We start from the raw sequence: 14,210 nt of genomic DNA, 5'->3' as shown, positions 1-14,210 counted from the left end.
ATCACCTCCTCATCAAATTACTTACAGATCGTCGTTGTATGTGCTTGTGAAAGTGTCATAAATAATTTCTTCATTCGGATTGTTGCGCAGCTCGATAATAATATCGAAATGATCGTACGTATACTCGGACTCCTGCACGAACACATCGGGATGCTCGATCACTTTCGTGCTCGGCATGTTCATGATATCCTGCAGCAGGTTGTAGTGGCGTTCGTTGGAACGGATCGTGCTGACGATTCCGTCGATAATAAACACGTTGTTCCGGTTCATTTCGTCTTCAGAGAGCTGACTTCGGACCGTCTGCCGCAGCAGTGTCGAGGATACGAACGTCCAGCGCTTCATGGCGCACACGCTGCCCGCGATGATGGACTCGGTTTTGCCTACGCGGGGCATCCCCCGAAGGCCGATCACCTGATTTCCTTCCTTCTTAAATATTTCACCCAAAAAGTCAACCAGTAACCCAAGTTCGTCACGCGTAAAACGGAATGTTTTCCGGTCATCGGAATCGCGGTCGATGTACCGGCCGTGGCGCACAGCCAAAATATCGACAAGCTTCGGCGTCCGCAGCGCGGAGACCGTTATGCTGTCGACCTTTTTCAGCATGGCACCCATCAATTGGATCTTCTCGTCATCATTGGTTTCCAGCAGCATTCCCCGCGTTTTGCCTTCAACCCCGTTAATTGTCAATATGTTAACCTCCAGCATACCGAGCAAGGATGCAATATCCCCGAGCAGACCCGGACGGTTCTTATGTATCTTATACTCCATGTACCATTGTTTCGCTTCCACTTCGACACCCCATCTGACCTTTTCCCATGTTTTCCAATAAAATAAACCTGCAGCCCTTTCGGGTGAGGCTTCCAAAAAATCGCCTTTATTTCATGGGTCACGTTAATGATATATAAAATACATATGAAAAACAAGGTCAACTCTGTAAACATTAGAGAAAAGCCCCCAAATGGGGGCTTTTTCCTAAAGTTAAGCGTTTTTCTTGGCTAATTTAACCATCAGCCGGGCAATCGTCTGGCGCTCTTCACGGTTGCCCACTTCCCACAGCTCCTTCAGCGCACGGTTGGAAGCGTTGGCCGGATCGACTTTCTCATCGAGAAAATCACCGATCTCGTAAGCCAGCTTGGCGATGGTGTCTTCGCTCATCCCCATTTTTTCGGCTTGTGCGACGCGTTCCCCAAGAAACTTTTTCCAGGCATCAAAGTTCTTTACTACTGTTGACATATTGATAAGTCCTCCCTTTGCTGTGGCGCATGAGATTTGAAATCAACAGTTGTAATATAACCTGTTTGGGGAGCGCCTATGCAGGGAAGAGCGTCCTGGCGGCTCAGGTAATCCATCCACCGTTGGGGCTTATTACCTGACCGTTGATGTAGCCGGATTCAGGCAGCGCGAGAAAATAAACGAGGGACGAAATTTCGTCGGGTCTGGCCAGCCGTCCGGCCGGAATTTCATCCTCGAGCATCCGTTTTTCCTCGTCGTCCAAATGGTTCAGCATTTCGGTATCCACCGCGCCCGGAGCTACCGCGTTCACCGTGACGCCAGAAGGGCCAAGCTCTTTGGCAAGCGCTTTGGTAAAAGCGTTAATACCGCCTTTGGTGGTCGAATACAGCACTTCGCAGGAAGCGCCCGAAATCCCCCAGACGGAGGATATGTTGATAATGCGGCCGCTTCGCTGGGAAATCATATAGGGCATAAAAGCTTGTGTACACAGAAACATGCCTTTTAAATTAACGGACATCACTTCGTCCCATTCTTCTTCGGTCACGTCCGAAAGAAGGCCGTAGTGAGAGACGCCCGCATTGTTCACCAAAATGTCCGGCAGCAAACCGTGGGTGTCCAGCTTGTCGCGCATGCGCAGAATCTGGTCTTTATCCCGCAGATCGGCGGAGACCGTCATGACCCTGGCTCCGGACTGCATGCAGCGCCGGGCCACGTCATTGGCGGCTTCGTGCGATGATCCGTAGTGGATCACCACGTTCATCCCTACCGCTGCAAAACGCTCGGCGATGGCGGCACCGATGCCGCGGCTCGCCCCGGTGACGAGCACCGTCGTCTCTCCGATCGGCTTGTGCAGGCTCTCCTCTCCCCTATGCTGCATTAAGGATTCACCACGACCGATACCGCCAGCTGATCCCAGTCCACATGCTCTTTCAGGCGGTTGTTCACATCGCTGAGCGTAATGGACTCATACAGCTGAATCACGCTGAAGAAGTCGCCGCCGCGGAACTGGTAGCGGGTGAATTCATGCGCGATATTTTCCGGAGAATTCAGCATGCGCAGGTATCCGCCGATTTTTTTCTTGCGGGCGCGCTCGAAATCTTCTTCCTTGAAGCCGGATGCCAGAATGCCGTCAACCTCTTCGCGGATCCGGGCAAGAAGCTGGTCGGGATCACGGGTGTCTCCGCCCGCGGCCGAAAAGGCATACTGCGGAGAACTGCTGTATTCATGCGAGAAGCTGTCGGAGATCAGGTCCTCGTCGTACAGCTTTTGGTACAGCTCCGTACTTGACCCGAACAGCAAATCAAGCATGAGCTTTGTTGTCAGGTCGCGCTTCAGCAGCTCCTTGCCGGTCAGCCCCACTTCTTTTTCCTTAAAACCGAACAAGCATTTCGGCATGGACACCTGCAGCTTGTTAACCCGGCGTTTTTCCGCGACACCGACCGTCTCCGGCTCAAAAATACGCTCGATTTTGCCTTGAGGCGGATAATCTTTCTTCGCCTGGTTGGCGCGGACGAGGTCGAACACTTCTTCCGGCTTTACTCCGCCGACGACGAACAGCAGCATGTTGCTCGGATGATAAAAGGCGTTATAGCAGGTGTACAGCGTCTCCTTCGTAATCGTGCTGATGGATTCCACCGTACCGGCAATATCGATATGCACCGGATGGATTTTATACATCGCTTCGATTAGGCCAAAATAGACGCGCCAGTCGGCGTTATCCTGGTACATGTTGATTTCCTGCCCGATAATCCCCTTTTCTTTGTCGACGTTCTGGTCGGTGAAATAAGGATTTTGCACAAAGTTTACGAGCGTCTCCAGATTCTCGGGAATGTGCTCGGTTGCTGAAAACAGGTACACGGTTTGGTCGAAGCTTGTAAATGCGTTGGCGGATGCGCCATGGGAGGCAAATGTGGCGAAAATGTCGCCTTCCGGCTCCTCGAACATTTTATGCTCCAGGAAATGGGCGATCCCGTCCGGAACCGATATTTCGTCCTGTCCCTCCACCCGGAAGTGGTTGTCGACAGAACCGTATTTAGTGGCAAACGTCGCATAGGTTTTCTGGAAACCCGGCTTCGGAAGCACGTAGACATGAAGGCCGTTATCCATCACTTCATAATAGAGAGTCTCCTGCAAATTGTCGTACTGAAGTTTTTCCACCGGCTATTCCTCCTTCTGACCCTTCAGAAAATAAATCGTATCCAAATCAAAAGTCGACGCGGCCGCCTGAACATCCGCGACTTGAATATCTTCCACCTGCTGCAGCAGCTCTTCTCTTGACCGGTCTTTGCCGGAGAATTGACGGTTGAAGTCGTAAGCGATCATTTCAAAAGCCGAATCTTCAATTTCAAGAAGCAGATTCCGGATCATCGCCTTCGTCTGCGACATTTCCAGATCGGTAATGCGGCCGGAGCGCATTTCCTCGAGCTGGCGCTTGATAATGTCGAGCGCTTTTTCATAGTTCTGCACTTCAATGCCGGACTGGATCGTTCCGATCCCCTTGTGCCCGTCATAACGGGAAGAGCAATAATAGGCGAGGCTAGCCTTTTCCCTTACGTTCATGAACAGCTTGGAATGCGGATATCCGCCCAAAATGCCGTTGTACATCAATGCTGCCGCATAATGATCATCCCCATAAGTGATGGAAGTGCGCAGCCCCAGATTCAGCTTGCCCTGACTCACTTCCATTTTCTCCACTACGGTACGAGGCTCGCCCGACTGGCGCACCGGCGTCTCGGTCTTGTACGTAATACCCGGTTCAGAACCGAGATCAAAGTGCGCGTTGACGAGCTTCTCCACTTCCTCGAGCGTCGTGTCCCCGACCACATACAGGTCCATGCTGGCTTCGCTCAGCCATTTGCGGTACCCGTCGTGCAGGCTCTCCGGCGTAATTTTCTCCAGGTCCTGACGCTGTCCGAGCGCGTGAAGACGGTAAGGCTCGTTGCGGCACATCTCCTCGATGCAGCGCTCGGAGGCGTAGCGGATCTTATCATTGACGATGGATTCCAGCTTCTTGCGGACGTTCTCCTTCTCCGCCTGAACGTAAGAACTGCGGAAACGGCCGCCCTCCAAAACGGGACGCGTCACCACTTCGCCGAGAAAAGCGAATGAGGATGCGAGCAGGCTATCCTGGCTTTTTACGAACGAATCATTAATTGTGTCCATCCGGAAGTGCACCATCTGGTAGTTGCCTCTTTTATACACATCAAAACCGAAGCCGGCCCCGTACATTTGCTCCAGCTGCTCGCGGAACTGGCGGGTCTCCGGATATGTAACGGTACCCCGGCGGAGTACAAAAGGAGTCAAGGCCGTAGGGGTTACGGTGTCCTCTGCAAGCGGGATGCCTGCGTAGAGCGATATTGCAAACGTCTTAAAGCGTTTCGTCGGCAGAACGTGAATCCGGATCCGCTTGGCGTTTCCATGTTGAAAAGCAGTTGTATTCAAGGTCCAAAACTCCTTTAGCCATGAATTTATAAAGCGTCACGCTTTTGATTAAGTTCCATTCTATACCATTGGAAAGTGAAGAAGCAACCGAAGACAAACCCTCCGGTTGCTGTTTTCCCTCATGCGCAATCTGCTTCAAGGATCGAACGAAGTTACGGTGCCAAACTCACGTTCAATCCTTTTACATGCAGAAAATATGCTGCCCGATCGTCAAGACTTGAGGCCGGGACCAGATCCACTTCGAAGTGGCTGTTTTCGGGTTAAAGTAGTACAGGCATCCGCCGGTCGGATCCCAGCCGTTTAACGCCTGCTGCACCGCTTTGCGGGCCGTTTCGTTCGGCGTGAGATAAATTTGTCCGTCGGCTACCGCGGTAAATGCGCCCGGCTGAAATATAACGCCATGGGGCGTATTCGGGAAGCTTGGCGATTTGACACGGTTCAGAATGACCGCCGCCACGGCAACCTGTCCTTCAAACGGTTCACCGCGGGATTCGCCGTACACCGCATTAGCCATAATTTTCAGATCGTTTTCGGACAGGCCCATCGTGTTGGCCGAGGCCATCGGCTCGCTTGTGTTTTTCTGATTGCCGCTTGTGCTCGGTTGTTTGTTGGCGGCGTTTCCGGACTCAGCTGCGGATGGCTGCCAATTCTTGGTGGCATTGTACAGCTTCAGCTTGGTTTTGGCTCCGACCGTTCCGTCCACCTTCATCCCGAATTCGGACTGGAACCATTTGACGGATTTCAACGTGCTCCATCCGTATTGTCCGTCAATCTTTCCGTTATAAAAGCCCAAAAATTTCAGGCGCCCCTGCAGTTCATACACATCCTGGCCTGAGGATCCATACTTCAAAACCGTTGATCCGAATGTAGGTATGGTTTGTTCCGCAGGCTCCACCGCCGCTTTGGACGAAGCTTTGGAATCCGTATGGGGTCTTACACCTGCATAGACCGCCGCAGACAATAGAAACACCAAACCGATGATGATCCATAATTTTGCGTTTTTCATGGGTTAGCTCTACCTTTCTCTTGTGGGTTTGACAGGATGGCTACGGTTATTATGACAACAGGCCCCATTTCCTATACACCCTGCCCAAGAGAAAGAATGTGTTCCGCCGATAGAAGCTTTCAAGCGTATTTCCATGCAAATCACCGCCAAAAAGGCCCCTCATGAACGATCATGAGAGGCCTCCAAGGAAGATAAAGCACATCCGGCAATAATTACCGGACTATGAGCTGATGCGGTTCTGCTGCTGATACTGCTCCAGGGAGACGAGCACCTCACGCGGTTTGCTTCCCTCGTAAGGTCCGATAATCCCCCGCGCTTCCATCGAATCGATCAAGCGGGCTGCACGGGTATACCCCACCCGCATCCGGCGCTGCAGCAGCGACACGGATGCCTGTTTGGATTCCAGCACGATCTGAACGGCCTGATCGTACAGCTCGTCCAGCTGGTCGTCGGCATCCTGCGACGATTCCTCCACTTCGGGAACGAGACTTTCATCGTATTTGGCTTCCCCTTGCTCGCGGACATAGTTAACGATGATCTCGACTTCCTGATCGGTCATAAAAGCCCCCTGCACGCGGATCGGCTTGGACGCTCCCATTGGCATGAAGAGCATATCCCCGCGGCCCAGCAGCTTCTCGGCGCCTGCCATGTCGAGAATCGTCCGGGAGTCGACCTGGGACGATACCCCGAAAGCGATCCGCGACGGGATATTCGCCTTAATGACACCCGTAATGACGTCGACGGACGGCCGCTGGGTGGCGATGATCAGGTGAATGCCCGCGGCCCGCGCCATTTGGGCGAGGCGGGTGATCGCTTCCTCGACGTCATGTGCGGCGACCATCATCAGGTCGGCCAGCTCGTCGACGATGACCACGATATAAGGCAGCACCGCTGCCGGATTGTCCTTCATCAGGTTGTTATAGCCTTCAATATTGCGCGTGCCGGATTTGGAAAACAGCTCATAGCGCTTTTCCATCTCGACCACGATCTTCTTCAGCGCCAAGGAAGCACGCTTCGGATCAGTAACCACGGGCGCCATGAGATGAGGGATGCCGTTATACACGTTCAGTTCGACCATCTTCGGATCGACCATCAGAAATTTCACTTCATCCGGCTTCGCCTTATACAGGATGCTCGTAATGATGCCGTTAATACAGACCGATTTACCGGAACCGGTGGCGCCGGCGACGAGCAAATGGGGCATTTTTGCCAGATTGCCGACGATCGTCTGTCCCGAAATGTCCCGGCCGAAAGCGATCGACAACTTCGACGAGGCGTCTTGAAAGACCGGCGTTTCCATAACTTCGCGCATCGTCACGAGCGAAACCTCATTGTTCGGCACCTCGATGCCGATGGCCGATTTGCCCGGGATCGGCGCCTCCATCCGGATATCCTTCGCGGCCAAAGCCAGCGCGATATCGTCCGTCAGCCCGACAATCCGGCTGACCTTCACGCCGATATCCGGCTGGATTTCGTACCGCGTCACCGCTGGCCCGCGAACGACCTCAAGCACTTTCGCCCGTACGCCGAAGCTCTCCATCGTCGCCTCCAGCTTGCGGGCGGTTTGCTTATAATCGTTCTGATCGCCTGCCTTGCCGCCATTCTGGGGCTTGGAGAGCAGCCTGAAGGGCGGGAGCTTGTACGGCTTCGGCGGAGGCGCAGGCGGCGTCATCGCAAGCTCCAGCGCCTCCGCCGGCTCAACCGGACTTCCCGCGGATTCTCCCTGGAGATCCGCAGCGGTTACCGGCACCCCGCCGTCCGGCGTCCCCGCGGTATCCTCATGGAATTCCGTACTGATGCCTTCAGGCGGAAAAGCAGCCCCGGCAGCTCCGGCGTATGCTTCGTCCGATTCCTCCGGATCGACGTTGCCTTCGGATTTCACATGCTCGAAAAAGTCGCGGATGATCGGCGAAGATTCGTTCCGCTTCGGTTCCGCCCACAGCGGCTCCTCGTGCAGGTCGAATGCATCGTTCTCCACCGTCTCCACCGCCTCGCTGAACCGCCCGCCTGCCTCGGAACGGGTGTCCCTGACCGGTTCAAGAATATCGCTGCCGTCCAGCTCATCATCAGCAAGCGGCGGCTGCGCTTCGTTCTTGGCAAACCTGCTGCCGAACAGCTGGAAGAACACCGGGGCGCTCCGCTTCGGCTTCGGCGGCACGAAATCCTCGTCCAATTCATCCTCATCGTCGTCAGCCGGGAGCGGCTGTGGTTTCTTCTGCCTGGACGAAGCCGCCCTTTTGGAAGCGACCTTGGCCGACTGGCGGCGGTTGTCCATCCGCTTCTGGACATTCTCGCCGGCCTTCACCAACCTGCTGCGGAAGATTCGCATCAGGTCGACATACGACAGATTCGTAATCAGCATAAAGCTGATAATAAACATAACGATCATCATCAGCTTCGAGCCCAAGGTCCCAAACAGCCAATACAGAGCCGCAAACTCGATGGCGCCGATGTAGCCTCCACTGATGTCCTTATTCAGCATGGAGTGGTCGCCGCGGGCCGATGGCGACAGCAGCGCTCCCTGCAAGTCCGTATGTACCTGGGATAATATGTTCCCGGTGCTCAATGCGCCAACCGGACCCAGTTTCTTTTCCAATGAAGAAATGCTGCTCATAAGTACCAAGGCCAGTACCAACAGCAGAATTCCGCTTCTCCGCGTATTCCACCGTTTCGGCCATTTTCGCTGAATCATGACGCTGAGGCCCAAGTAGATTCCCACCAGGGGGATCACAAAATAAAACCGCCCTAACAGCAGTCCGAACATTTTGGATAATGACCACCCTACCGTCGCTTCACCGGATAAGGCGATAACGGAAAGGGTGATCAGTATAATTCCGTATATTTCGTATTTCAGCACATTGGTCAGTACTGCCTTCTTCTTCTTTCTTCGCTTAGCCAAAATGTCACCCCCGGCCAATATTATACCATATAATACCGTGGGGCACCTATGTTCTGTTTCTGCTGCTAAAGGTCCATTTTACAGTGTCGGAATGTAGCGAATCACCTGTCCTGGGGCAAACGCCGGGTTGAGGTACGATTCAAGCGGGCAGTCGAGCAGCCGGACGATTTCGGCCCGGCCCGCATCAAGCGGTTTGACTTCCATCAGGACGCCCTGCAGCCTTACCTCCGCCGTTTGGACAGGGGTAAAGCCCTCCTCCCACACAGCATCAAGCGGCATAATCGTATGAAGCATCATTGAGTAATCCCCTCCGCCTCAACCGGTTGTTTACGCTCATCGATCAGCTTGTTCAGCTTGGCCAGAGCCTGGCCTATGCCTCCTACTTCGTCCATCAAGCCGTATTTAACGGCATCCAGTCCGCCCACCGCCGTACCGATATCCCGGTTCAGCTCGCCGGTGCGGAACATTAATTCCTTAAACCGCTCCTCCGTAATCCGCGAATGGGAGGTGACGAAGCGGACGACGCGCTCCTGCATTTTCTCCATATATTCGAACGTCTGCGGTACACCGATCACAAGTCCGTTCAGGCGGATCGGGTGAATGGTCATGGTGGCGCTCTCGGCGATAAGCGAGTACGTCGAAGCTACGGCGATCGGCACACCGATGCTGTGCCCGCCCCCGACGACGACGGTGACGGTAGGCTTGGTAAGGGACGTGATCATTTCGGCGATGGCCAGTCCAGCCTCCACATCACCGCCTACTGTATTGAGAATAATCATAATTCCGTCCACCTGTTTGCTTTGCTCCGCAGCGACCAGCTGGGGAATAATGTGCTCGTATTTCGTCGTTTTGTTCTGCGGCGGAAGGACCAGATGCCCTTCGATTTGCCCGATGATCGTCAGGCAAAAAATGTTCGACTCGGTCCCCTGCGGCACGTTCATTTGTCCCAGCTGCTTCAGCGTATCCAATGCCGTCGGTTCCGGATTTACAGCAGGGGCTTGTTCCGGCGCCTCCGTTTCGCTCATCGGCGCACGGCGTGTATTTTGTGTCATAATGTCCTCGTCCTTTCCTAACCATATAATTTCCTGTCATTGTAGTATGGTGGAGGAAAGACATGAATTATTCCGAAAAAATAACCCTATTCACAGAGCCTATGCCCGGCCGTCTCTTCAGGTTCCAGTTCCTTTCAGAATCACTCATCACATCGTCATTAAACGACAAAAAAGCCCCCTTCCGCAGGAAACCGTCCAATATTGCCTGCGGAAAGGGGGCGACTGTGTGCTGTTCAAGACGCTGGTTTATTCAATTGATTACACTTCCATGATGATCGGCAGAATCATCGGTCTGCGGCGGGTCTGCTCATAGAGGAACCGGCCCAGTGCATCCTTCACGCCTGTCTTCAAGGAAGCCCATTCATTAACATTTTCACTCATCAATTTCTGCAGTGTACTGGAAACAATGCGGTTCGCTTCATCCAACAGCCCTTCCGATTCACGAACATATACGAATCCTCTGGAGATAATGTCCGGTCCGGACATGATCGTGCCGTCTTGTTTGCTCAGCGTAACGACTACAACCAGAATTCCGTCCTGTGACAGCAGTTTACGGTCGCGGAGGACGATGTTGCCAACGTCTCCAACGCCCAATCCGTCAATCAGCACGTTGCCAGCCGTTACTTTACCGGCTTTACGGGCAGATCCGTTCTGGATTTCGACGATCTCGCCGATATCCGTAATAAAGATATTGTCCGGATCTACGCCGACAGACTCGGCCAGCAGTGCGTGACGGCGCTGCATGCGGTACTCACCGTGGATCGGGATGAAGAATTTCGGCTTCATTAAATTCAGCATGAGCTTCAATTCTTCCTGACTGCCGTGACCCGATACGTGTACTCCGGAATTCGAACCGCTGTAGATGACATCCGCTCCGAGACGGAACAGCTCGTCGATCGTACGGCCGACATATTTCTCATTTCCCGGTACCGGTGTCGCGGCAATGATAACGGTATCACCCGGCAGAATATCAACCTTGCGGTGTGTGGAACGGGCCATCCGCGTCAATGCGGACATCGGCTCTCCCTGGCTGCCTGTGCACAATACGACGACGCGGTCGGCGGCCATTTTGTTAACTTCTTCAGGCTCGATCAGCATGCCGTCCGGCACGTGAAGGTATCCAAGCTCGGATGCAATGGAAACGACGTTTACCATGCTGCGTCCGATGACGGTAATTTTCCGTCCTGTGGATTCCGCCGCATTGACCACCTGCTGAATCCGGTGAACATTCGAAGCAAAAGTAGCGATAACTACGCGCTGGGATGATTTCCGGAAAATATCTTCAAGGACGACACCCACGTTTTTCTCCGATGGCGTGAAGCCCGGTTTCTCAGCATTGGTACTATCCGACAGAAGCGCCAATACGCCTTCTTCTCCAATAGCGGCCATCCGCTGCAAGTTCGCATATTGTCCGTTAACCGGCGTATGATCGAACTTGAAGTCGCCTGTATGAACCACGTTGCCTTCCGGCGTTGAGATGCAAATCCCGACCGAATCCGGAATACTGTGGTTGGTTCTGAAGAACGTTGCTTTCAGCGTGGAGCCGAGCGCCACTTCGGAATCTTCGTGAATCAGAATCCGCTTCGTTTCGCCAAGGAGATTGGCTTCCTTCAGCTTGTTCTCCACCAGGCCAAGCGTCAGCTTGGTTCCGTATACAGGAACGTTCAGATGCTTCAGCACGTAAGGCAATCCACCGATGTGATCCTCGTGTCCGTGCGTCAGCAAAATGCCTCTCACCTTGTCACGATTCTCCGTCAGGTAGGAAATATCGGGAATGACGATATCGATCCCGAGCATGTCCTCCTCTGGAAACTTCAATCCGGCATCTACGACTACGATGTCATTGCCGTATTGGATGACATACATGTTTTTCCCGATTTCACCGACGCCGCCCAACGCGAAAATCGCCAATTTATCGTTATTATTTTTTTTAGACAAATGAATCTAACCCTCCTATGGTTTTGGACGTCGTACCATTTAATATTTATATTTCAAAAATATACCGCACCCAGTCACTTGACCTCATTATACATGATAAAAAAGTCAAAACACAAGTCACCCTGAAAGTAGGCATTAGAGTTCCCCAAATCCATGCTGTTTATTTGAAATATCCTTATGAACAAAAAGCCCATTCGAAAGCAGCGTCCCTGCTTAGGCCTTAACCCAAAGGAATGCATCCTAAACACAAAAAAACAGCGCCCTGGTAAGGACGCTGTTTCTGTCAGCTTATATGAGGATTCAATTATTCCGCAAGCGAATGAACCAACCGTTCGATAAATTCCGCTTCCTTCTCATTCGGTCCGATGAGCGGAAGCCGTACGCCTCCGACGGAATGACCCAACAAATTGAGCGCATACTTGACAGCAGCCGGATTTGGCAGCGGAGTCGGGGTCTCAAACAGGCCCTTAAATACAGGAAACAGCTTCTGGTGAAGCCGTGCGGCCTGCACCTGCTCACCTTCCAAATAGGCCGTAATCATGTCCTTCATGGAAGCGCCGATGATATGTCCGGCCACGCTCACGATACCGTATGCTCCTACGGCCATGGCTGGCAGACCCGATGCATCGTCACCGGAATAAACCCGGAAATGCGCCGGCGCACCGGCCGCGATCTGTGTTACTTGCTCGAGCGAAGCGCATTCCTTGGTGGCAACCACATTCGGAATCTCAGCCAGTCTAAGCGTCGTCTCGGTGCTCAGGCCTACGACGGTCCGTCCTGGGACGTTATACAGCATAACAGGCAGTTTCGTGCTGCGGGCAATGGCTTCGAAATGACGGTACAACCCCTCCTGGTTCGGCTTGTTGTAATAAGGCACAACGAGCAAAACGCCATCGACCCCGAGCTTCTCGGCTTCCTGGGTCAGATGGATTGAATGCGCGGTGCTGTTGCTGCCGGTACCGGCAATAATTTTGCAGCGCCCTTTGGCATGGTCCACCGCAAATTCGAACAGCTTGAGCTTTTCTTCCTCCGTCAGCGTCGGGGACTCACCGGTCGTTCCGCAGACAACCAGTGATTCGGACCGCTGGTCCTCAATTAAGTAATCGATCAGCTTGGCGGTTTCTGTCCAGTTCACATTCCCCTGCTCATCAAAGGGAGTCACCATGGCCGTAATCAACCTACCGAAATCCATCTTGTACAACCTCCTAATAGGACGTAAAAGTGCGTTTTCCAGATTTATGACTATCGATGCAGCTCGAATTTAGCGTGCAGCGCCCGAAGAGACTGTACCATGTCCTCTTTTTTCACCAGCACCCATATGGTCGTATTCGAATCTGCCGACTGCAGAATTTGGATATTTTGTTCACTTAGGGATTCGACGATTTTGGCCATGATTCCCGGCACTCCGTTGATCCCGCCTCCGATGACGGAAACCTTGGCGCAGCCGGAAAGGCTCTTAGGCCGGAATCCCAAATCCTGAAGCACCCGGATCGCTTTCTCCGAATCATGGTCAAAAACGGTATAGACCGCTCCTGTCGGGGTAACATTAATAAAATCGACGCTGATGGAATTTTCAGCCATGGCTTTAAACACTCTGAGTTGAAGATTATCTCCTTCGTTCTCGCATTCCACCGTGATTTGAGTGACGTTGCTCACGTAGGCGATTCCCGTCACATACCGGTCCATGAAGCCCAGCTGAACGTCCCTGAAGCCTTCCGGCTGGGTAACCAGCGTTCCTTCATCTTCCGAAAAGGTGGACCGCACCCGCACCGGCACATGCGCCTGCATCGCGATTTCAACGGCTCTCGGGTGGATAACCTTGGCTCCGTATTGGGCCATGTTGCAAATTTCAGCGTAGCTTACGACGGAGAGCGGTTTGGCGTCTTCGACGATCCGGGGATCCGCTGTCAGAATCCCGTTGACGTCCGTGTAGATGTCAACCATTTCGGCACGCAGCGCCGCACCCAGCGCCGTTGCCGAAGTATCGCTACCGCCACGCCCCAAAGTGGTGAAGTCCCCGGTTTCGGTCTGTCCCTGAAAACCGGTGACGACGACCACCTGATGCGTTTCAAGCTCCTTCACAATCCGCTCCGGACGGACGTCCTTAATCCGCGCGTTGCCGTATTGATCATCGGTGACAAATCCGGCCTGAGCCCCGGTCAGCACCGTGGAGGTGATGCCTTCATCCTCCAGCAGGCTGCACAGCGTGGCAGCCGATATGATTTCACCGCAGCACAGCAGTAAATCCCGCTCCCGCGACGGAAGAGCGTTCCCGTTCTGGGAGACCCAGTCCAGGAGCGTGTCGGTCGCATACGGCTCCCCCTTGCGTCCCATGGCGGAAACGACGACAACAAGCTGATAACCGTTGTCCAGCTCGCGTCTGATGTGCTTGATGACGAGTTCCCTTGCTTGCGGAGTCGACAAAGATGTACCGCCGAATTTCTGTACTAAGATGCTCATTTCAATTCCCCCATGCTAGATAAGAACGGCAGAACGTTTAGCTGCGTCGATTTCCTGTGACGTGTACAGCCATGACGGCTGTACCCTTCCTCAGAGCCAAAGCATGAACACATGCGCTTTGGCCAGCAGTTCGTAATCGCAGCCTAGTTTCCTGTTCCCGCCCGAATCGGCATCCTAACAA

General features: G+C 53.4%; 12 protein-coding genes. All 12 read right to left on the bottom strand.

All coding sequences use genetic code 11. From position 1 onward, the window contains the following. Positions 1 to 21: 21 nt before the first annotated feature. Positions 22 to 789, bottom strand: a complete 768-nt coding sequence (locus tag ABIE48_RS09225; protein WP_076169541.1) for a DUF3388 domain-containing protein — start codon at positions 787 to 789, stop codon at positions 22 to 24. A gap of 189 nt (positions 790 to 978) precedes the next feature. Next, complete coding sequence (locus ABIE48_RS09220; protein ID WP_076167995.1) at positions 979 to 1,233, bottom strand: DUF3243 domain-containing protein; 255 nt, start codon at positions 1,231 to 1,233, stop codon at positions 979 to 981. Positions 1,234 to 1,336: 103 nt separating this feature from the next. Next, the gene (ymfI, locus tag ABIE48_RS09215; protein WP_076167998.1) at positions 1,337 to 2,110 is read right to left on the bottom strand and encodes an elongation factor P 5-aminopentanone reductase; all 774 of its coding nucleotides are present in this window, start codon (positions 2,108 to 2,110) and stop codon (positions 1,337 to 1,339) included. Beyond that, entirely contained in the window at positions 2,110 to 3,390 is a 1,281-nt protein-coding gene (gene yfmH / locus ABIE48_RS09210) for an EF-P 5-aminopentanol modification-associated protein YfmH (RefSeq protein ID WP_089546572.1), read from the bottom strand. The genes ymfI and yfmH overlap by 1 nt, the downstream gene beginning before the upstream one ends. Positions 3,391 to 3,393: 3 nt before the next feature. After that, the gene (yfmF, locus tag ABIE48_RS09205; RefSeq protein ID WP_192714729.1) at positions 3,394 to 4,674 is read right to left on the bottom strand and encodes an EF-P 5-aminopentanol modification-associated protein YfmF; all 1,281 of its coding nucleotides are present in this window, start codon (positions 4,672 to 4,674) and stop codon (positions 3,394 to 3,396) included. Positions 4,675 to 4,855: 181 nt separating this feature from the next. After that, a complete protein-coding gene (gene sleB, locus ABIE48_RS09200; protein WP_145134875.1) occupies positions 4,856 to 5,680 on the bottom strand; it encodes a spore cortex-lytic enzyme in 825 nt (274 codons plus the stop codon). 220 nt (positions 5,681 to 5,900) lie between these two features. Then, entirely contained in the window at positions 5,901 to 8,579 is a 2,679-nt protein-coding gene (locus ABIE48_RS09195; protein ID WP_483312650.1) for a DNA translocase FtsK, read from the bottom strand. A 78-nt stretch (positions 8,580 to 8,657) separates the two neighbouring features. Continuing rightward, entirely contained in the window at positions 8,658 to 8,876 is a 219-nt protein-coding gene (locus tag ABIE48_RS09190) for a YlzJ-like family protein (RefSeq protein ID WP_116231218.1), read from the bottom strand. Further along, entirely contained in the window at positions 8,873 to 9,631 is a 759-nt protein-coding gene (locus ABIE48_RS09185) for a ClpP family protease (protein ID WP_145021850.1), read from the bottom strand. Before ABIE48_RS09185 ends, ABIE48_RS09190 begins: the two co-directional genes overlap by 4 nt. A 258-nt stretch (positions 9,632 to 9,889) precedes the next feature. Beyond that, a complete protein-coding gene (locus tag ABIE48_RS09180) occupies positions 9,890 to 11,569 on the bottom strand; it encodes a ribonuclease J (protein ID WP_094593820.1) in 1,680 nt (559 codons plus the stop codon). Between the two features lie 304 nt (positions 11,570 to 11,873). Further along, the gene (gene dapA, locus ABIE48_RS09175; RefSeq protein ID WP_145021853.1) at positions 11,874 to 12,761 is read right to left on the bottom strand and encodes a 4-hydroxy-tetrahydrodipicolinate synthase; all 888 of its coding nucleotides are present in this window, start codon (positions 12,759 to 12,761) and stop codon (positions 11,874 to 11,876) included. Positions 12,762 to 12,811: 50 nt separating this feature from the next. Then, entirely contained in the window at positions 12,812 to 14,029 is a 1,218-nt protein-coding gene (dapG, locus tag ABIE48_RS09170) for an aspartate kinase (RefSeq protein ID WP_105443600.1), read from the bottom strand. Positions 14,030 to 14,210: the final 181 nt, after the last annotated feature.

Origin of the sequence: Paenibacillus sp. OAE614 (assembly GCF_040546645.1) — a bacterium.
Taxonomy (GTDB): domain Bacteria; phylum Bacillota; class Bacilli; order Paenibacillales; family Paenibacillaceae; genus Paenibacillus_AQ; species Paenibacillus_AQ favisporus.
This window is presented reverse-complemented; position numbering and strand designations above follow the sequence as displayed.